At 52.2% G+C, this 20,984-nt stretch carries 17 protein-coding genes; 6 read left to right on the top strand and 11 right to left on the bottom strand.

Annotated elements, in window-relative coordinates:
* Positions 1-45: 45 nt before the first annotated feature.
* From JSQ97_RS01400 to JSQ97_RS01370, 7 genes are read right to left on the bottom strand one after another with little or no spacing between them, the layout of a single operon-like run.
* Positions 46-1,545 carry a hypothetical protein gene (locus tag JSQ97_RS01400; RefSeq protein ID WP_205074408.1) on the bottom strand — a complete coding sequence of 500 codons (1,500 nt, stop codon included), beginning with the start codon at positions 1,543-1,545 and terminating at the stop codon, positions 46-48.
* Entirely contained in the window at positions 1,494-3,134 is a 1,641-nt protein-coding gene (locus tag JSQ97_RS01395) for a VWA domain-containing protein (RefSeq protein WP_205074407.1), read from the bottom strand. The genes JSQ97_RS01400 and JSQ97_RS01395 overlap by 52 nt, the downstream gene beginning before the upstream one ends.
* A 1-nt stretch (position 3,135) precedes the next feature.
* The gene (locus tag JSQ97_RS01390; protein ID WP_205074406.1) at positions 3,136-4,137 is read right to left on the bottom strand and encodes a VWA domain-containing protein; all 1,002 of its coding nucleotides are present in this window, start codon (positions 4,135-4,137) and stop codon (positions 3,136-3,138) included.
* Positions 4,130-4,291, bottom strand: coding sequence for a hypothetical protein (locus JSQ97_RS01385; protein WP_205074405.1), 162 nt, complete (start codon positions 4,289-4,291; stop codon positions 4,130-4,132). Before JSQ97_RS01385 ends, JSQ97_RS01390 begins: the two co-directional genes overlap by 8 nt.
* Positions 4,292-4,322: 31 nt before the next feature.
* Positions 4,323-5,324 carry a hypothetical protein gene (locus tag JSQ97_RS01380; RefSeq protein ID WP_205074404.1) on the bottom strand — a complete coding sequence of 334 codons (1,002 nt, stop codon included), beginning with the start codon at positions 5,322-5,324 and terminating at the stop codon, positions 4,323-4,325.
* Positions 5,321-6,217 carry a DUF58 domain-containing protein gene (locus JSQ97_RS01375; RefSeq protein WP_205074403.1) on the bottom strand — a complete coding sequence of 299 codons (897 nt, stop codon included), beginning with the start codon at positions 6,215-6,217 and terminating at the stop codon, positions 5,321-5,323. Before JSQ97_RS01375 ends, JSQ97_RS01380 begins: the two co-directional genes overlap by 4 nt.
* Positions 6,218-6,219: 2 nt before the next feature.
* The gene (locus tag JSQ97_RS01370) at positions 6,220-7,212 is read right to left on the bottom strand and encodes an AAA family ATPase (RefSeq protein WP_205074402.1); all 993 of its coding nucleotides are present in this window, start codon (positions 7,210-7,212) and stop codon (positions 6,220-6,222) included.
* Positions 7,213-7,289: 77 nt separating this feature from the next.
* Here JSQ97_RS01370 and JSQ97_RS01365 point away from each other — a divergent pair, with 77 nt between their 5' ends.
* Positions 7,290-8,591: an aminotransferase class I/II-fold pyridoxal phosphate-dependent enzyme gene (locus JSQ97_RS01365; RefSeq protein WP_205074401.1), complete on the top strand. Its 1,302-nt coding sequence runs from the start codon at positions 7,290-7,292 to the stop codon at positions 8,589-8,591.
* Positions 8,545-10,011, top strand: a complete 1,467-nt coding sequence (locus JSQ97_RS01360; protein ID WP_205074400.1) for an ABC transporter substrate-binding protein — start codon at positions 8,545-8,547, stop codon at positions 10,009-10,011. Before JSQ97_RS01365 ends, JSQ97_RS01360 begins: the two co-directional genes overlap by 47 nt.
* A 2-nt stretch (positions 10,012-10,013) precedes the next feature.
* Here the strand turns inward: JSQ97_RS01360 and JSQ97_RS01355 are convergent, their stop codons facing one another.
* Positions 10,014-11,009 carry an endonuclease/exonuclease/phosphatase family protein gene (locus JSQ97_RS01355; RefSeq protein WP_205074399.1) on the bottom strand — a complete coding sequence of 332 codons (996 nt, stop codon included), beginning with the start codon at positions 11,007-11,009 and terminating at the stop codon, positions 10,014-10,016.
* Positions 11,010-11,219: 210 nt separating this feature from the next.
* Here JSQ97_RS01355 and dnaE point away from each other — a divergent pair, with 210 nt between their 5' ends.
* From dnaE to JSQ97_RS01340, 3 genes are all read left to right on the top strand, one after another.
* Positions 11,220-14,795, top strand: coding sequence for a DNA polymerase III subunit alpha (dnaE, locus tag JSQ97_RS01350; protein ID WP_205074398.1), 3,576 nt, complete (start codon positions 11,220-11,222; stop codon positions 14,793-14,795).
* 154 nt (positions 14,796-14,949) lie between these two features.
* Positions 14,950-15,546, top strand: coding sequence for a YggT family protein (locus JSQ97_RS01345; RefSeq protein ID WP_205074397.1), 597 nt, complete (start codon positions 14,950-14,952; stop codon positions 15,544-15,546).
* A 3-nt stretch (positions 15,547-15,549) separates the two neighbouring features.
* Positions 15,550-17,991 carry an ATP-dependent DNA helicase RecG gene (locus JSQ97_RS01340; RefSeq protein WP_205074396.1) on the top strand — a complete coding sequence of 814 codons (2,442 nt, stop codon included), beginning with the start codon at positions 15,550-15,552 and terminating at the stop codon, positions 17,989-17,991.
* Positions 17,992-18,069: 78 nt separating this feature from the next.
* On the opposite strand, the gene JSQ97_RS01335 is transcribed toward JSQ97_RS01340, so the two are convergent.
* The 3 genes from JSQ97_RS01335 to JSQ97_RS01325 form a co-directional block, all read right to left on the bottom strand.
* Positions 18,070-18,909 (bottom strand): sigma-70 family RNA polymerase sigma factor, encoded by an 840-nt coding sequence (locus tag JSQ97_RS01335; RefSeq protein WP_205074395.1) that lies wholly within the window; start codon positions 18,907-18,909, stop codon positions 18,070-18,072.
* 81 nt (positions 18,910-18,990) lie between these two features.
* Positions 18,991-19,326 carry a hypothetical protein gene (locus tag JSQ97_RS01330; RefSeq protein WP_205074394.1) on the bottom strand — a complete coding sequence of 112 codons (336 nt, stop codon included), beginning with the start codon at positions 19,324-19,326 and terminating at the stop codon, positions 18,991-18,993.
* A gap of 41 nt (positions 19,327-19,367) precedes the next feature.
* Entirely contained in the window at positions 19,368-20,234 is an 867-nt protein-coding gene (locus JSQ97_RS01325; RefSeq protein WP_205074393.1) for an Rpn family recombination-promoting nuclease/putative transposase, read from the bottom strand.
* A gap of 214 nt (positions 20,235-20,448) precedes the next feature.
* Between JSQ97_RS01325 and JSQ97_RS01320 the strand changes: the two genes are divergently transcribed.
* Positions 20,449-20,982 (top strand): DNA-deoxyinosine glycosylase, encoded by a 534-nt coding sequence (locus tag JSQ97_RS01320; RefSeq protein ID WP_205074392.1) that lies wholly within the window; start codon positions 20,449-20,451, stop codon positions 20,980-20,982.
* Positions 20,983-20,984: the final 2 nt, after the last annotated feature.

Genomic DNA, 20,984 nt, shown 5'->3' with positions numbered 1-20,984 from the left:
ATTACCGATTATTAATTTTAATTATTACTTATTAATTATTAATTCTTACCGTATGACGGCAACCGACGACGACGCAGTCCAGCCGCCCGCCGTACCGTATTGAATATATACCCATTTGCCGGCAGCCTCTTCAACGCGGACACGCTCGCCACTCGCGATCGGAGAAACCAAGCCCGACGAGTCGTCGGGTACGAACCGTATTTCGCCGCCTTTAAAAATACCGTATGTCTGTGAAACACGTATCGTCGACGCAACGGCAAACGTGAAAACGATGAGGGCGCAGCCTAAAACCGTATATGCTCCCGTGCGTTTTTTCAACGCAAACAATATAGCACATAAAATCACGAGCGCGAACGTACCGGATGCGAAAAATATGCACGCGACAACGCTCGGTTCGGCTTTACCGGCTGCGATGCCGAGCTTTGCCTCAAATGCACGCCTGGCGGATACCGCTTTCCACGGAAAAAAAGCGTGCCTCTCGGCGCTCCGCAGCATCGCAAGCGTCTCGCAATCGGATTCGGAAACGGCGCGTACCGTATGTTCGCTTTCGGAATTGCCGACTTCCGAAAAAGCATAAGAAAAATAGCTTTCGTTGCTGTCGCTCTGATCGGAAGGAGAGGAAAATGAGGGTACGACGCGGATCGACGCCGGAGGCGGCGAAAGCTTTACGCGGGCACCGCTGTATGTGCTTACGGTAAGCTCCATGTCGGGGATGGGCGCATTCCCGCTGACGAGAGGTTGCCACTCGAAGAGAGCGACGGGGATCGGATCGGCCGTAAAAAGCGACGCGCGCGGAGCACCTTCGGCGATCTCATAGCGCCACAACTCCGTCAAAAGCGCATTTTTCGGAGCCGCCCACGAAAAACGTATCGCCTGTACGACGTACTGCACGTACAGCGTAAATAAAATTTTTTCACCTGCAGGCAGGGTAAACAGCGGTTCATCGTTCGCCGCGCCGTCCGCGAGCTCCGTTCCGTTTTCGAATTTAATAATCAAGCGAGGAAAAGTCGATGCGGGATCCCGTTCGATATTGACATCGGAAAAAGGAATATCATAGGGACGCCCTTTGATGCGCACGCGGAGCGGCGGAAGGGTATAGATGCGTGCATCCCGGAACGAAAGCCGAATATCGATTTCGGTACCGGACTGCATACCGCTCTCGGTATAATCCGTCTTCCGCATCGATACGACGCTGACGCCGGGCGGCATTACGGGACTGTCGGCTTGAACGTCGGAGGGTTTTACATCGGGTATGATGAGAGAAAACATATATTCCGTTCCCGAATACAGCGCGCCGACGGGAGGCGTTACGCGGAGTTTTTGCAAATCGGACGGCAACAGGGCATACAGCGTTCCCTTGCCGAGCGAAATCAATAAAAACAATATCGCAAAAACCGTTTTACCCGGTGTTCGAAGGAGCATTGCAGATTCCGCATTTTTCAAAAGTCGAAGTGCTCCGATCATTTCGTTTTTCATCCGAGTCGGCAATAAAATCAATAATCGACGGAAGAATTCGATTCCGCCGTCCGTTCGCTGTTTTTCCATTGTTTTTGATCGTTCTCCCGTATCCGCTGGTATATAGCACTTTCGACGGCACTGATCGCATCCGTATCCTCCGCAAGCGGCACCGATTCCGTTTCCTTTTCGTGCGCTTCTTTGACGGTCTGCTGTCTGCGCGCGATTTCAAGGTTTTCTTTCGCCGCCGTCTTCGTGCCGTCGATCTTCAGCGCTTCCCGAAAGCATGCGACGGCTTCCGTGTAATCACCGCCCCGGTACGCGATGATCCCCCTATTGTAACAGGCTGCAAAACGCACGTGCGCAGGCGAAGAGAGGTCGATGTTTTTCAAACACGAAAGAGAAGCCGCATATTCAGCCTGCATGATATAGGTAGCCGCAAGATTGTACTCGGCGTACTGTGAGGAAAGCGCGTCTCCGTTTTCGGCCGCCCTTTCTTCGACCCGCAAAAAACCCGCGATCGCGCTCCGATAATTTTTCCGGTACCACGCCCACGAACTCGCCGCCGTCTCCTGCGTGTTTGCGATTCGAGCGGTGCACGACGAAAATAAAAGCGCCGAAACGCATAGCAAAACGGCGGCCACCCGATTTTTGTGAAAGAGCCTCCGGTAATTTTCCATATCGAATTCCGAGACGGCGAAACTGAGCACGAACGCCGCTATCGCTAAAATCAAAAACAGCGTATACCGCTCGACGGGTTTTACTTCGTACGAAACGGTAAGCGCGGTTTCGCTTTTGAGCGGTTTTAACAATTCGAGCGCCGAACCCGCTTCGGTCGCATCGATGTACCGCGCCGCAGCGGAATAATTATAGCGCGCGGCATAGTGAGAAGCCTGCTCGACCGCTTTTTTCATCTGCTCCGAACGAAGAGCCGTCATCACTTTCGTCTTCCCGTCACCGGCACTTATCTCGACTTCCCGTTCCGTTCCGAATCCGATAAGCGAAACGTGTACGCCTTCTTTTACGCAAGTTTCGAGAGAGGCGGCGAGCTGCCCGTCGGTTTCGTCTCCGTCGGAAAAAACCCAAATGCGCTCCGCCTGCGCCGAATCGGACGGAAACGAACGGAGCGCAGCTTCGATGCCCTTGCCGAGCGATGTGCCGGCGGCGCTCATAAGATTCGGCGAAAGCGTTTCCAAAAGCGAGCGCACGATCGCCGTATCTTCCGTAAGCGGAACGACGATGACGCCGTCGCCTTTTGCCAAAACGACGGAAACGGACACACCGTCCATGTGCGACAAAAGCATATCCGCATAGCGCGACGCCGCTTTGAGCCGCATCAATCCGCCGGGCGCATCGTCGGCAGTCATGCTGTATGAAATATCGAATACGAACGAAACGGCGCTCCCGCTTTTCTGTACGGGCACTTCATAAGTACCCCACGAAAATCCCGCATACGCGAAGACCAGCATAATCCATGCAAAGCAGCGGAACAGTGTCCGCACGATGAGCGTACGCGAAAGATTGCGCATACGTTTCGATTCCGGAAGATTCGTATCGATGACGGCTGTCCGCTTCGAATACGCAATGATCCCGCGATATCTGTGAAATGCGGCGACGAGAGCCGGAATAATCAATATAAAGCCGTAAAAAGCGTAGGGACGTTCACAGGAAATCATCATATCAAATCAGCTCCTGCAGATAAAGCCTGCGTATAAACAGGGCAAGCGCGAATAAGATTACCGCCGCGACGATCAATCTGTCGTAATATCGTGTACTTTCGGTGCGCAAATGATACGTCTGCACAACGCTCACTTCCCGGCCGATCGACGAAAGCACGTTTGCCAAATCGCCGGTCGTCTGCACGCCGTAATATTTTCCGCCGGAAAGGGAGGCGATGCGTTCGAGCGGTACCGGATCGAAATCGGATTGCAGATAACCGGAATACACGCGCCCCGTTTTCGGATCGACGTAATCGAGCGGAACCGCTCCCTTCGTACCGATGCCGAGCGCATAGACGGCAATGCGATTTTTTTTCGCGAGTTCGGCGGCCGTTTCGGGATGGATCGAACCGGCATTGTTTTCACCGTCGGTAACGAGAACAATGCATTTTTTCGGAGAAGCCGAAGAGCAAAGGTGATAGACCGCCGTGCTCAATCCCGTACCGATCGCACTTCCGTCGCCGAGGTTCCCGATCGCAAGAGAGTCGAGCCGCGAAAAAAATACGGCACGGTCGGTTGTCGGCGGTACGACGAGCGCAGCTTCAGTCGCCATCGCGACAAGGCCGAAGGACATGCCGCCCGTTTCCGAAGAGAGCGTACGTATCGCTCTGCGCGCAGCATCGAGCCTCGTCATATTTGCGATATCCTTTACCGCCATCGACGGACTCGTGTCTACGACAAAGAGGACGTCGGCACCGCGGGACGTATACACCCGCTCCTGATAATAAACGACGGGATCGGCAAGGGCGGCAACCGTGAGCGCAAAGGCCGCTATGATAAAGATGCGGGAAATAAAAGATGCGGCGCTGCGCAGTCTGCCTTTCCATTCGAAGGTTTTGCCGCCCCAATCCGAAAGCGTTGCCGGAAACGCCATGCGTGTAAACAAGCCGCATGCTCTCAATATAAAAAGAAAGGGAACGAGCAGGAGCAAAAAAAACGCCGCAGGATTTCGAAAATCAGGCATAGGAAGCGCTCCCGAAAAACCGATCGCTTATTCGTGCGGAGCGTTCAATACTCCGCTGCCGCTTGAAGCTTCGCTGCGAGTCTGCGACGAGATTGTTCATCAATTCGATTTTAATAAAATTCGAAATCAAATTTATTAATTTTATACCGTTCATTTTATTCCTTTTCCGAAATCCATACCGCATTTCAATCCCGACGGGCGGCACCTTCAAAGCGTTCGACGGCGTCGCGCACGATCCTGATAAGAGATGCGCGTTCATCCGTTTTGAGATCCGCCGCAAACTGCTCTGCAGGCTCCTTTTTCGAATCGATCGAATCGCGGGCGTAGCGCACGTAATCGGTACGCCGCAAAACCGCCGCAAGCGACATAGCGCCCGATTGGCTTTTTTCCGACATCGTGCCGGCCGTAATCTTTTCAAAGGTATCCATAATCGCGGAACTCGACACGGCGCTGAATCGATAGCCGAAGCGGAAATCGAGATAGCGCCTGATAAGCTGCTGCAGTTCCGTGCAAAATTCCGCATCGTCTATTTTATTCCCCGCCCGCTCGAGCCGCTTCAACCGTCGGTACGATTCTTTTGCGTTTTTCGCATACGCGCGAAGCAGTTTCCGCGTCGCATAGGCTTCGCACACGGACTGCCATTTTACGATGAGGTTGATCAATGCGATCAACAGAATGATCGAAAGGACTGCCGCGATGTAGAGCGCGTACATCGTTCCGGGAAGCAAAAGCGGTCCCATGCTTGCGCGGAGCTGCGCGTCGTCCTTGTCCTGCAGGATCGACGAAACTTCGACACGCAGCCCTTTGATGATAAAGGGAGCTGCCGCACCTCCGTATACGGCGGCGGAAATATCGAACATCGGAAAATCGATCGCACCGGTATTCCACGGGATAAAGACAAGACGAAACGTATAGAGGAGACCGTTCCGTTCGAGCGACGCATTCAATATCGTATAATCGTCGGTATCGGTTTGAAAGGGAAGCGACTTCAACGCAAGTTCACGGGAAAGGACAGCGTCGCCCATATCGGCAAAAAAATCGACGGCGGAACGGAACGTACAGCGCAGTTCGGCCGTATCGCCGACATAGATCGTTTTCGGCATGACTATCTGAGTCGTATCGTCTTCGGCAAAACCGACGGCATGTGCGCTTATCGCAATGCATAAAAAAATTAATAATTTTTTCATTGTCCCCGCCCCTTGTACGAAAAGAAATTCGAAAGGACGCGGGCGATCTCGTCGTCGGTTGAAAGCGCAAGCGGTACGGCTCCGTGGCGGATGCACGATTCCTGCCAATGCATAAAGCGGCGGCGATTGTCGCTTCTCCATGCGTTTCGAAAGGATGATGACGAAGACGGCAGTACGAGGCGCACAGCCGTTTCGCTGTCGATAAAGGGCACCGTTCCGATTTCCGGAAGTTCGTTGTCGATTTCGTCGACAATGCGCACCGCAACGACATCGTTTTTTTGTGCGAGAGAAGCGAGGGAAGTAATCCATCCGACCGTCCGGAAGTCGGAAAAGACAAAGACGAGCGACCGCTTTTTTAATAATTTTCCCGCACCCGTAAGCGCGCTTTCCAGAGCCGAACCGGCAGTGCCGTATTCATCGACTTCATCGAGGCGCGCAAGCAAAAGCATCGTTCGCTTTCGTCCGCTTTCGGGCGCGCATGAAAATTGTATGTCGCCGTCGAAAAAAACGGCGCCGATGCTGCTCGCATTTATCTCGGCCGCCATCGCGATGAGGGCTGCCGCTTCGGCTGCCGTGCGGTAACGCGTTCTTTTTCCCGTACCGCTAAACATCGAAAACGAACGATCTACGACGATAAAGATCTGGAGCTCGCGCTCTTCTTCGAAAAGCTTTACATAGGGCTTTCCCATGCGCGCGGTGACGTTCCAATCGATGGCACGCACGTCGTCGCCGCGAAGGTATTCGCGCACGCCGCTGAATTCGATGCCCTGCCCGCGGAAGAGAGAACGGAAAGAACCCGTTTTAAAACTGTCGGCGAGAGACGCGGCGGTGAGACGGAGCAGAGCCGCCTGTTTCGCGAGCGTTTCCCTGTTGACGGCGAGCAGGTGTTTCATCGCTAGGGAACCGGCACGAAATCGAGGATTCGGGAAATGATTTCATCGGCGGTGACGGAATCCGCGGCGGCTTCGTAAGAGAGCACAAGGCGGTGACGCATGACAGCGGGAGCCGCAAGCTTGACGTCTTCGGGCAGCACAAACGATCGCCCTTGAAAGAGAGCTGCCGCTTTCGCACACTGTAAAAGCGCGATGCCCGCACGCGGAGAAGCGCCGAAAGCGATATAGCGAGTAATGTCGTGTACGGACGCTTTTTTATCGGGATCGGGGCGCGTTACCGCTGTAAGCGAAACGATATATTCGATAAGCGCATCGTCGCACACGATTTTCGAAAGCAATTTTCGAAGCAGGGAGATATCGCTCGAAGTCAAAATCCTGCGTACCGGAACGGAAGCTGCCGCTCCCCCCGTCTTTACGACGGCGAACTCCTCTTCGGCTTTCGGATAGGGCACGACGATCTTCAGCAAAAAACGGTCGAGTTCCGCTTCGGGCAAATTGTACGTGCCTTCCTGCTCGATCGGATTTTGCGTCGCAAGCACGAAAAAAGGCTCCGGCAGCGCATACGACGTTTCACCGATCGTCACCTGCCGCTCTTCCATCGCTTCGAGCATGGCGGACTGGACTTTCGCGCTTGCACGGTTTATCTCGTCGGCGAGTACGACGTTCGCAAACACCGGCCCCTTGCGCACGGAAAATGTTCCCTTTCCCTGCTCATAGATAAGCGTGCCCGAAACATCGGCGGGAAGCAGATCGGGCGTAAATTGAATGCGTTTAAAATCGAGCCCCGAAATTTGCGCAAAGGTTTTGACGGCAAGCGTCTTTGCAAGACCCGGCACGCCTTCGAGCAGCACGTGTCCGCCCGCGATAAACGCCGTCATGATACCGTCAAACAAGACATCCTGACCGATAAGACGTTTATGCGCTTCAGTACGACATGCTTCGATCAGTGTGCGGCATGCTGCAAGTTCCTCTCCGCCCGCACTGTATTTTTCCATCTCACAACCTCAAGCCTGCATGCATTGCATTGTTATAATTGACAATCTCACCGTATTTCAGAATAATCTATTTTATCATGTTGAACCCTTTAGCACAAGAATTAAACGAATGCTTAAAAGACACCGTTGCGGGAAAGTTGCTTTCGGACGAAGGCTCGCGGATGTATTTTCCGAAAGGGATAATCGCGCAGAGCGAAGAAGCGAAAAAGGGGGCGTCCAAAGCGAACGGAACGATCGGCATGACGATCATTAACGGAACGCCGGCGATTCTTCCGTCGATTCAAAAAAGCGTTCCGTCCTTCGACGCCCGTTCTCTTGTCGCATACGCGCCGACGGCAGGGCAAAAAGAGTTCCGCACGATTTGGCAAAAACAGATAATCGACAAAAATCCGCTTTTAAAAACGAAAAAAACATCTCTGCCCGTCGTCGTACCCGGTCTTACCGCAGGTCTTTCCTATATCGCAGATCTCTTTATAGACAAGACGAAACCGCTTCTTGCGCCGGATCCGTCGTGGGACAATTATGCGCTCATAGTAGAAGCGAGACGGGGAGCGGAACTGCACCCATTCAATTTCTTTGACGGCGGCAAAATCGACACGGTCTCACTCGAAAACGCAGTCAAAAAAGAAGCGGCTTCTTACGGTTCGGTACGACTCCTGTTCAACTTCCCGCAAAATCCGTCGGGCTACAGTCCGACGAAAAACGAAGTTGCCGAACTCTGCCGCATCATACGAGAGGCGGCTTCCGGCGGCACAAAATTATTAATTTTATGCGACGACGCGTACTTCGGTCTCAACTATGAAGACGACATCGAAGCGCAATCGCTCTTTGCTCACATTGCCGACATCCACGAAAACGTGCTCGCCGTAAAAATCGATGGACCGACAAAAGAAGACTTCGCGTGGGGATTCCGCTGCGGCTTCGTCACCTTCGCTTCAAAAAATTTCAGCGACGAACACTACGATGCGCTCATCAAAAAACTCATGGGTGTCATACGTTCATCCGTTTCGTGCAGTGCAACTCCTTCGCAGTCGCTGCTCATGCACTCCTATAGCGACCCCGAAAACGAGGTACAAAAAATCGCATTCCGAAAAATTCTCGAAGCGCGCTATCGCGCCGTAAGAAGCTTTGTCGATACTCACGAGTCGGGCGCGATCGAAGCACTGCCGTTCAATTCGGGCTATTTTATGAGCTTCCGCCTCAACGGGATCGATGCGGAAAATCTGCGCAAAAAATTGCTTTCCGAAAAAGGCATCGGCACGATATCGATCGACGACCGGACACTCCGCGTCGCATTCAGCAGCATAGACGAAGATAAAATCGAATCGGTGTATGCCGACATATACGCCGCAGCCGACGAGATGTACCGTGCCCTCTGAATCGACCGCCGCCCGCGCACAGCCGACGGAACGAAACACCGCTTCATCGTGCAGCGAACTTTCCGCAACAAGCACCGTTGCATCGTTCTTTTTCCAACCGCTGCCATACGCTTCATCCCGTACGAGAACTGTCGGCAACTGTACGGCGCAGGCGTGTAAAAAAATCCTGTGCTGCCTTTGCGCTCTTTTTTTATTTACAATATTTTTTGCAGGCTGTTCACTCAAGCGCGAAACGCTCATCACGATATGGACAAATATCCCCGAATTTACCGAATATGGAGAACTTTTCAACGATACGCACAGCAAAAAAAAAGTGATCCTCGTCTATAAAAAAAATCCCTCGGAAGCGATCGCATCGAAAGCGGAAAAAAATCCTCCCGACATCGCCGTCGGTCCCTGGCTCCGCACCGATAAAACGAGCCGTTTTTTCAGATCAATCGATACGATATTCGACGGGAACGGTATAACACTGTCGATTTTCTATCCCCAGCTGCTTGAAGCGGGAAAGATAAGACAGTCGTACTACCTGCTGCCGGTGAGCTTCAATCTGCCGGCCGTCATCTTTTCTCGGGAAAACGCGGCGGCGGTCGAAGACAATTACACGCTGTCGATCGAACAGATAAAAGCGGCGGGAGCCGCATTCAACGTACGGCAAAAAAACGGCGCCTATACGCGCATCGGATTCGCCCCTCAGGCGGGCAACAGCTTTCTTTATTTTACGGCGAAAGCGAAAGGCGCGCAGTTCCGCGAGTATAAATCGTCGTTTACGTGGAACGCCGATAAACTTTCCGACGCAATCGCCTACCTCAAAAACTGGTCGAAAACCGTAAACACTTCTTCGGAAGCGGAACGGGATTTCACGTATAAATACCTGTCCGTACCGAATTTCAAGCGCGTTACGTCCGGGCGCACGTTGTTCGCATACATCACGAGCGATGCGCTGTTCAGTCTCACGCCCGAACAATCCGAAATGCTCGACTACCGTTGGATCTACGACGGAAACAAAATACCGATCGAAGATTCCTTCGTCACGCTCGGAATTCCTAAGGGCGCAAAACACCCGAACGCCGCATACGATTTTATTGTATGGTTTTTGAGTGCGGAAACCCAGCGTGCCATACTTGAACGCAAAGCGAAACAAAACCTCGACATACACCAATTCGGTATCGCAGGCGGTTTTTCTTCGATCAAAGAAGTGAACGAACACATCCTTCCGCTGTATAAAACGATGCTTTTGACAAATACGCCGCCGACCGATATGCTCGGCGTACCGGAAAAGCTGCCCGCCGATTGGGAAATTATTAAAGAGCAGATCATCGTTCCGTACCTCAGGGACGAAGTACAAAATACGGGCGGCGCACCCGTCGCCGATTTGCCCACGCGTATCGCAAACAGGGCGAAACCGAGCTACGAACAATAGAATCAATAGCGTATGCTCGCTGCAATGGGCAAGTGGTCGGAATAGCCCTTTCCCGTGTACATCGCATACCGAACCGGGATGCCTTCTTCGTCCGCCCACGGTCCGTCCGTTTCCGCCGCAAATGAAAGGACTTTAGCTTGTCCCGCCGTAAAAAAATGATCGATGCGCTCCCCTTTTCCGTCGTAATAATAGCTGTACATCCCGCACGCATTTTCCGAAAGCCACGGCGATTTGACAAGCGCTTCCGATACGGTACCGAAACCCGCCCCATACAAAACGACAGCGTCCCCTTCGCCCCCCTTCGAAAACTCGCCGATATCGCGATTGAAGTCTCCGCAGGCAACAGCGGCGCTTCCGTTCGTCTCAAGCAGCAATCGGGCAAGGACGGATTCCTGCCAGCTCCGCCACAGAGCGCTTTCTTTTTCTCCTCCCAATTTCGACTTCCAGTGATTGACACAGAGCGTAAGAGAGCGGGAGCCTTGCAGCACGGACACACAGATGACGGGACGCATGCGCGGTTGTTTCGCATGAGTGCGGATATCGAGGGTATGAACGGTCATCGCGTGAAGCGGCCAGCGGGAAAGCACGGCACATCCGAGCGCGTCGCCGTGCGCCTTTGCAAAACATACATAGCTCCAATTTTTTTTAGCATCCCACGCGCCGCCTGCGAGCATATTTGCGATATCGTACACAACGCCTTCGTTTTCGATTTCTTCGAAAACGTATACGTCCGCGTTGAGGTTTTTAATCGCACCGCAGAGACGGCCGAGCCGGGCGGTATATTCGTCCCTTCCCCACTTCGATTTCGGCGATTTGAATTCGGCGTATTCACATCCGTCCGTGTTCGCATCGAAAAAGGTCTGTACGTTCCAGTTTACGATGCGGATCGTCCGGACGCCCTCTTCCCGTTCTCTTTCCTTCGCACCTTCGGCGGACACCGCGCAGCCCGCGCCGAACAAAAAGAGCGGTAAAAAACACGCGATCGTTATTTTTTTCATAGAGTTTCTCCGTGCGTCGATTTCGACTTCACCTTATAATCGTCGACGTTTTGCATTTTTACGCGGGTTTTGCGGAAAAGATTTTGCGGAAAAACGTCATAAAAATCGCATTACAGCTCGATACCGAACAAGCGTTTTCTACAAAGATTGTCCGTACAAAAGATTGTCCGTACACTTTCCCTTACGGGGGAAATCATCTATACTGACGATATGGCAGATTATCCCAAATTCCCCGAAGCGCCGGAAGGCACTCCCCCTTCGCAGTTCGTGCATCTTCACGTGCACTCCGATTATTCGCTGCTCGACGGCGCGGCAAAGATAGAATCGCTCGTAAAGCGTGCAAAAGAACTGAATATGAAAGCGCTCGCGCTCACCGATCACGGCAATATGTTCGGCGTACTCAATTTCGAAAAGCTCTGCCATACGAACGGCATCAATCCGATCGTCGGCGAAGAATTCTACGTCGCTGAAAACGACTGCCGTACGCAGGAAAAGACACGCTACGGCGGAAAATACTATCACCTTATTTTGCTGTGCGAAAACGAAAAAGGCTACCGCAATATGTCGTGGCTTTCAAGCATCGCCTACACGGAAGGCTTTTATTATAAACCGCGTATCGATTTCAAACTGCTCGAAAAATATCACGAAGGACTTATCTGTCTGTCGGCCTGTCTGCAGGGCGAAGTGCCGCAGGCGCTGCTCCACGGAGACGAAGCGCATGCGGAAGAAGTCGCAAGGCGCTATGCCGAACTTTTCGGCCCCGACCGCTATTATATCGAAGTGCAGGATCACGGGGTCGAAGAGCAAAAGCGCGTCGCCCCGCGCCTTATCGCGCTCGCAAAAAAGCTCAATATACCGGCGGTGCTGACGAACGACGTACACTATTGTATGAAAGAAGACGCCGAAGCGCAGGACGTGCTGCGCTGCATCGGCTTTCAAACAAAGCTTTCCGAACCGCACCAGACGATGGGAGACGGCAGAGCCGAGTGGTATTTTAAAAGCGAAGGGGAAATGCGCTCCCTTTTTCCGGATTACCCCGAACTCATGGCGAACACGCTCAAAATCGCCGATATGTGCAATCTGACGATCCACCAATACGATACGGCCGAACTTCGCACCTGCCTGCCGCACGTGCATATTCCCGAACCGTTTAAAAGCGAAGACGAATACGTGCGCCACTTAGTCGAAACGGGTTTGCGAAAACGCTATAAAACGATAACGCCCGAGATGACCGAACGCGCCGAACACGAACTTTCCATCATCTTTAAAATGGGTTTTTCGGGCTACTTTCTCGTCGTGTGGGAATTCATCAACTGGTCGAAAAAAAACAATATTCCGATCGGGCCGGGACGCGGTTCGGGCGCCGGCTCTCTCGTCGCATACGCGATGGAAATCACCGACATCGATCCGTTCCGATTCAAGCTGCTGTTCGAGCGTTTTTTAAATCCCGAACGCATTTCGATGCCGGACTTCGACGTGGACATGGATTACGATTTTCGGCAGGAAGTCATCCGGCACACGCGGGAAGTTTACGGAGATCCGCAAGTCGGACACATCGTCACTTTCGGTACGCTGAAAGCGAAAGCCGTCATCAAAGACGTCGGGCGCGTACTCGGCGTTCCGCTCGCGGAAGTGACGGCGCTTACGAAGTGCATTCCGAATAATCCCAAGTTCCGCTTAAAAGACGCGTTCACGCCTCCCGATGAAAGCCATCCCGAAAACGGGCAGCTCATCCGATTCAAAGACGATCCGCGCTACGAAAAGCTTTTCGAACTGTGTTTTAAACTTGAAAATATGAACCGCAACACGAGTCTTCACGCATCGGGCATGGTGATTTCGCTGACGCCGCTTCCCGACTGGGCGCCGGTTTTCAAAGATCCGAAAACGGGCGAAGTCGGCGTGCAGTATACGATGGACATCATCGAACCGTGCGGCTTGGTCAAAATGGATTACCTCGGATTAAAAACGCTTTCGCTTATCCGCTACGCCGAGACGATCATCAACAAGCATCGAAACCCCGGAGAGAGCGAGTTCCGCACGGAAAGCGTCGATGAAGCCGATAAAAAAACCTACGAGCTCTTTCAGCGGGGCGATACCGCGGCGATCTTTCAATTCGAATCGCCGGGCATGCAAAAGGTTTTGCGTCAAGCGCAGCCGACAAAACTCGAAGACCTCGTCGCATTGAACGCGCTCTACCGGCCGGGTCCCATGCAGTTTATCCCGCAGTTTATCCAAGGCCGCTTTCATCCGGAAACGATCACCTATCCCGACGACTGCCTGAAAGACATCCTCGAAGAAACCTACGGCGTCATGGTGTATCAGGAACAGGTCATGCAGGTTGCGCAGCGGATCGCGGGCTTTACGCTCGGACAGGCGGACATGCTGCGCCGTGCTATGGGTAAAAAGAAAAAAGACGTCCTCATGGCGCAAAAAGAAAAATTCATCGCAGGCGCCGTCAAAAACGGATTTTCCGAACAAAAGGCCGATCGCATATTCGAAATCATGGTACCCTTCGCCGGCTACGGTTTTAACAAATCGCATGCGGCCGCGTATTCGGTCGTCGCATACCGCACGGGCTGGCTCAAGTGCCACTATCCCGCGGAATTCATGGCGGCGAATTTAACGAACGAAATCACATCGACCGATAAGCTGCCCGAATACATCGAAGAAGCGCGGCACATGGGCATTGCGGTCGATGCACCCGATGTCAACCGTTCCGATATCGTGTTCGACGTCGTCGACGCTCATATCGTATTCGGACTGAAAGGCATCAAAGGTATGGGTGAAGCCGCGGCACAGTGTATCGTCGATGAACGAAACAAAAACGGAGCGTATAAAAACTTTATCGATTTTCTCGACCGCGTCGATCTGCGCACGGTCAACAAGCGCGCACTCGAAGCGCTCATCAAAACGGGCGCCTTCGACAAACTCGATCAAAACAGGCCTACGCTGTTGAAAAATCTCGAAAACGCCGTAGCGTACGCGGAAGCGAAAAAAGAAGATGCAGCGAACGGACAGGAAGATTTATTCGGCAGTACCGACGAAAAAGTCTTCGCCGATTTCGTATTCGAAAAAGTCGAAGACATGTCGAAGACCGAAAAGCTCAACGAAGAAAAGCAGCTCATCGGAAGCTACGTCAGCGGTCATCCGCTCGACGATTATAAAACCGCGGTAAAAAACGCGGTGACGCTCAATTCGCAAAATATCGAACGGGAAGCGAAAGACGCGCAGGCTATAAAAGCCGCCCGCATCGCAAACGGAGCGTCTTCGTGGCAAACGCGGAACTCCGGGCGGGAACACGTCGCGCTCGGCATGCTCACCGATGTGCGGACTATCCGTACGAAAAAAGGCGACGAAATGGCCTTTGCAAAGCTGCAGGATTACGGAGGCGCGATCGACATCACGATATTTCCGCGCACGTGGGAAACGATAAAATCGCGGATTTTCGAAGACGGCATCTATGCGTTCCGCGGCAAAGTCGATGTGAATAACGACGCGGCATCCTTTATCGTCGATTCGCTTGAAGATCCCGCATCTCTGGAAGCGCGCGCGGTAAGCGAAGTGCACATCGCCGTCGAAGACGGTTTTGCGGATGCCCGAGAAATCAACCCTCTGAAAGATTTTTTATTTGGCAAATCGGGTCAATGTTTTGTATATTTTCATATAGATACCGGCAAAGGCCCGTACATCGTCAAAGCGAATTCGCAGCTCACCGTATCGTCTGACCCCGCCCTTATCGCCGAATTGAAAGAGCTGCCCTTCGTCAAAGACGTGTGGACTGCATGAATATTGTAAGAGTACCCTCTAAAAACTGCAGTTTTTAGAGGTAACTTTGAAAATGCGATGTTGTAACTCGCGATAATACAGCGAGTTACAACTCGTCAGCATCTCGAAAAAATCGCTAAAGGTGAGTTTTTCGAGATGCCCTAAGAGGATGCACATGGTAAGGTATGTTATCGCGACGCTTATACGGCTCATCAATATCTATTCGTTTTTATGTTTTATACGGATAATACTCACGTGGATTCCGGGCGCACAGTATTCGGCACCCGGCAGGATTTTGTCGGCGCTGTGCGATCCGTTTTTAAATATATTCCGCGGCACGAGGTGGATGCAGATCGGCTCGCTCGATTTTTCCCCCGCGGTTTCGATCGGACTTTTGTACGCGATTTCCTATATTCTCCAAAATATTTTGATGACCGGACGTCTGTACCTCGGTGCCGTTCTCGCGATCATTATCGGTATGGCCTGGTCTATCGTCAATTCGCTCGCATTGTTTTTGCTCGTTTTGCTCATCATCAGATTTATCGTCATCCTTTCGCAAAAGCGGGCGAACTATTACGGCTCGCTTTGGTCGCAGCTCGATTACGCGCTCGAACCCTTTGTACACCGCATCTCCCGCATATTTACGGGAAATAAATTCGTCGGCTATAAAACCTCTCTCGGCATCACGATCGCCGCGCTCATCGGTGTTTTGGCGGGCGGCCATTACCTTTTCAAATGGCTTATAAAAATCGTACAGCAGCTGCCGTTTTAAATAATGAAACTCGGCGATATACGCAATTCGATAACGACTCTCCCGGGCGTCGGGCCGGCGGCAGCAAAACTGTTCGCAAAGCTCAACGTGTTTTCCGTAGCCGATTTGCTTACGTTGTATCCGAAACAATACGACGACCGCACGAAGCGTATACCGCTTTCCGCATTCCGCTCATCGAAAGTGCACTGCGCCGCCCTTGTCGTTTCCCACGAATGGTTCGGCTACGGCAGGATGAAAACGCTGAAGCTCATCATCTCCGACGGAGAGGCGGAAGCGGAACTCGTCGCGTTCAATCGACCGTTTTTGGAAAAACAGTTTCCCGTCGGAGCGATCATATCCGTAACGGGCGCTTTCGATATAAAATACGGTAAACTCCAAAGCACTTCATTCGAAATTATTAAATTGAGCGAAAGCGGCGATCTTTCCGATTATGAAAAGACGGCGCTTCCCGACTCCCGCGTCCTCCCCGTCTATCCGCTCACCGAAGGACTCAATCAAAAAAACGTGCGGAAAACGATCCTCGCCGCTCTCCGCGAATACAGCGCGGGAATCGAAAACGAACTGCCCGATTACATCATGGAAAAGCACAAACTCCTTTCAAAGCGCGATGCGATCCGGGCGGTACACGCGCCCGAAAGCCTTTTGCAGGCCGAAGAAGCGCGGCAAACGCTCATCTACGAAGAACTCTTTCATTTTCAATGCGTCATAGCAAAACGCGCGTGGGAACACAGGGGCGCAGTCCCCGATGCATCGCTTTCGCTCTCTCCGTTTGAAAATACGGAAGAGTGCGGTGTGAAAAGCGGAAGCGGAAAAAGCCCTTCCGCCGGCACGGATGAAAGCGGCGCGGCGGACGGAATATCCGCAGGCAGCATCGCTCCCGAAATCGGAGCGCACGACGGTGCAGACGGCGGCATATACGACGCGACACGGCAGATATTCATCGATTCGCTTTCTCCGCTCCAAAGAGCGCTTTACGATCGCCTCCCGTTCCGCCTCACGTTCGATCAGATGAACGTCATCATGGAAATGGACGACGATCTCGACAGGGGTTATCGGGAGCGCGAACTCGTCGCAAACGATGAAAAAAAAGCTCCGGCGGAACGCGCGGAAAACGAGCGGCCTCCGGTGTTTACGATGGCGCGGCTTTTGCAGGGAGACGTCGGATCGGGCAAAACGCTCGCCGCTTTTTTCGCATGTCTTCGCGTCATCAGCTGGAAAGGACAGTGTGCGTTTATGGCTCCGACGGAACTGCTCGCCAGGCAGCACGCGGAAAACGCTTCGCACATGCTCGCGCCGCTCGGCATACGTGTCGCATTTCTCACCGGAAACGTAAAAGCGGGCGGCAGAGCGGAATTGTTAAAACAGCTTAAAGCGGGCAATATCGACATCGTGATCGGTACGCACGCGCTTTTTTCCGAAGCCGTACAGTACAACGACCTCCAGCTCGCCGTCATAGACGAACAGCACCGCTTCGGCGTTTTGCAGCGTCAAGCGATAATCGAAAAAGGCAGAAAGATTGCAGGTACTTCGTCCTACACGCTCCATCTTTTGATGATGAGCGCGACGCCGATCCCGCAGACGCTCGCACTCACCGCTTTCGGCGACTTGGACGTTTCGCTTTTGCGCACGCAGCCCGAAGGAAGAAAGGCGGTGAAAACATATCTCGTGCGGGAAGGAAACGAAGCGAACGCATACGAAGCGGTGCGTAAAGAACTCGAGGCGGGACATCAGGCGTATTTCGTCTATCCCGCAATAGAAAGCGACGGCCGGCAAACGGACGGAGAAGACGGAAACGGCGACAACATGGAATCCGTCGAAACGGCACATGCGCGATCGGAAGCGGACGCAAAGACAGCAGGTGCAAAGCGGACGCGGAACGCGCAGTTTCCACTTTTGTATGCAAAAGAAAAATCCGCGGCAAAGGCGGCGGAAGAGATGTTCGCATTTTTATCCGAGCGCGTGTATTCCGAATTCGAGTGTGCGCTCATCCATTCGCGCATCGATGAAGACGAACAAGTACGCATTCTCCGCGATTTTCAAAAGGGACGCATACAAGTGCTCGCCGCGACGACCGTCATCGAAGTCGGAGTGGACGTACCGAACGCGACATGCATCGTCATCGAACAGGCCGACCGCTTCGGACTCGCGCAGCTGCACCAGCTGAGGGGCAGGGTCGGGCGCGGAGATGCGCAGTCATATTGCTTTTTGATCTACGGAAAAAATATCACGGAAACGGGGATCGAGCGGATGAAAGTTCTGCGCGAAAACACCGACGGATTTTTTATTGCGGAACGTGATTTAAAACTGCGCGGCCCCGGCGAAGTGACCGGAACCGCACAATCGGGAGATCTCGAACTCGGCATCGCGGACATCCGCCGCGACGGAGAAATCCTCGTCGAAGCGAGAAACGACGCCTTCGAATATATGCGAAGCGTTTTGCGCTGACGCCTTAAGCTTACCGTGCAAGCGGGAAAAACACCGACCGCACATCGAGCGAAACGCCGGCACGATTCAGGCAAACGACTATGCGATGTAGGCTTCGAGGCGCTGCATGCGTCTCGGATGGCGCATGCGCACGATGGCGTGCTTTTCGATTTGACGGATGCGCTCTTTGGTAAGATTACACGTATCGCCGACTTCTTTCAGAGACATGGGGCGGGTACCGTTCAAACCGTAGCGAAGCGACAGCACTTTCGCTTCGTTCGGTTTCAGCGTGTTCAGCACGTCTCCGATATCGCGCTTCATTGCATTTGAAATCGCTTCCTCGTCGGGATTGTCGTAGCGCTCGTCTTCGATAAAATCGCTCACGGACGTGCGGTCGTTATCGCTCGAAGCGACCTGCGCGTCGAGGGAAATCATATCGCGCGAGATATTCACCATTTCGCGCACGTGCTGCTTGTCCATCTTCAACATGCGCGCAACTTCGGCGAATTCCTGCTCTTCGGTTTTATCGCCCGTCATAAGCTTTCGCGCGTGTTCGATCTGCACGAGTTCGTTCGCACGGTTGAGCGGGAGACGAATGGCGCGGCTCTTTTCGCAAATCGCTTTTAAAATCGCCTGACGGATCCACCATACCGCATACGAAATGAAATGATAGCCTTTCGATACGTCGAACCGCTCGATCGCCGTCAAAAGGCCGATATTGCCTTCGCTGATCAAATCGGGCAAATCGAGTCCGTGATTTTGATATTTTTTTGCGACATTGACAACAAAGCGCAGATTCGCGTTGACGATTTTGTCTTTCGCAGCCTTGTCGCCCGCTTTCGCTTTCAGCGCCAAATCGGTTTCCTCTTCGCGTGAAAGCAAAGAAACTTTATTGATATCTTTCAAATACATTGAAAGGATGTTTTCATCGTTTGTCATAGATAAACCTCCAAGCGGCACAAAACCGTATACGTAAATTATTGCAATATCTATGCCAATAACGAGGAAGCGGGAAAATCGTTACGATAATATTTCGTTAGATTTGCAACGCCATATTAATTCTTTATAATACAATAAATTAAAAAACGGATGATTTTTTGGCAGTACGAATTGCAATCGATTTTTCTTGACTTTCGGCAGGATTTTAAGTAAATTTATGTCGAATTTACTCACACTCGTAAAAATACGCTGAAATCGTATCATTTTGACACGTTTTTTAAATTGATTTTGCGTAATCGTGCGGCGCGGGAAGCTTTGCTCGACGCACGGCACGGATGCTGCGCGAACGACCACTGCTCGGATCTGCTCTGGTAAGTCGGGAGTTAAAAAACGACCAAGCCGTTTTTCTTTTATCAAGACGCTCGCGATTTCTCCGCACTGCTCGAAATCGCGAGCTCTTATAATTTTTCGATTTCCGTTTCCGAAAGGCCGGTCATCCGCTGTATAAAATCGGTAGAACAGCTTTCTCGCTGCATCAGCTTTGCCGTTTCCCGTGCTTTTTGATAAGCTCCCGCGGCGATACCGTCGCGCCGGCCTTGTAAGATTCCGTCTCTTCTGCCTTTGCGTATTCCCCGCTCAAAGCCGATCTTTTCACCCAGCTGTAAACTTTCTCTGCGTAAGTCATCTTCATGAATATTCAACGACATATACCGGCTCCTGAACTTTTCGTTCCGTTTCGCTTTTTCGACAAGCGCATCGATGTGCTGTGTAAAACCGCTCGTCGCCCGCCTCTCGCAAAGATACTTCAACAAGGCGCTCAATTCAGGCTCATCCTCTTTACCGTAGGCACCCACATTATAAAATACTTTATACGATTTGTCATCAAGAAAAAGCGTGCCGTCGGCGGTACATACATTGCGGAACTCGTAGACAGGCAAGCCTTTGCCGAAGGGATCCTGCGTACAGATAAAGATGACGTAGCTCTCTTTCAGTTCGGCATAGCTTTGTCCGCGTAAGAGGTTATCGACATCCATAAGACTTTGGTAATAACGTGTGCGTTTGGGAAGAGAGGGCGGGATCGACGTTTGTATTTCTATATCGAAGATGCGCTCGGGCTCTGAGACATAGACGTCGAGACGTATGCCCTTGCTTTCGTAAAACGGTGCTATTGTTTTTTGCAGGGAGGGATATTCGATTTTACCGACTTTGATGTGTAATAAGCGTTCCAATACGCCTTTACAAATTCTTTTGTTTTTCATGACGGTACCGAACATAAAGTCGTCGGTAAAGGTAAGTTCGTCGACGGGTTTATGGGTATATTCCATAGCTGCACCTTCGGTTGTTGAGATAGCGCGACAAGGAAGCCGCTGCAATATATATCGCCTGCAAAGTGATAAATTACGCGGTTTTTTGTAAAAATAAACGGATGCACCGCAAAAGCCGACTGCGATTCCTTTATGAGGATTCCTGCGCGATCGATTTTTTGATCATCATATCGATTTTCTTGACGTGCGAAACGCTTGTTATTACTATATAAATATGCGCACTGTAAATCCGCCCTCCGCTTCCCGAATCGATCACCCCTTTGCGCCGGTATACGATTCGGAAAGCCGCGTCCTCGTTCTCGGCACGATGCCTTCTCCGCGTTCCCGAACGGCGGGTTTTTACTATATGCACGAGCAAAACAGGTTTTGGCCGGTTATCGCGTCCCTTACGGGAGAAAGACTCGACTATGCGAACGATGCGGGAAGCAAAGCCGTCGATGAACGGAGAGCGCTCGTGCTCCGTCACGGCATCGCGCTGTGGGACGTACTCGCTTCGTGCGATATACGGGGAGCGGCCGACACGAGCATAAAAAATCCCGTGCCGAACGATTTTTCAAAACTGCTTGTATCGTCTCATATCGACCGTATATATTGCACGGGGCAGACTGCGTATAAACTTTACACAAAGCTGTGCGAAGAGGCGACACACATAGGTGCCGTATGCCTCCCGTCGACGAGCAGCGCAAACTGCGGGCGCTGGCCGCTCGATGCGCTGATTGAGGCGTATCGCTGTGTGTTTGAGCGGTGAGC

It is taken from the genome of Treponema sp. Marseille-Q4523 (genome assembly GCF_016901105.1).
Taxonomy (GTDB): Bacteria; Spirochaetota; Spirochaetia; order Treponematales; family Treponemataceae; genus Treponema_D.
The sequence above is the reverse complement of the archived record's forward strand: the minus strand, read 5'-3'. Positions and strand labels throughout refer to the sequence as shown.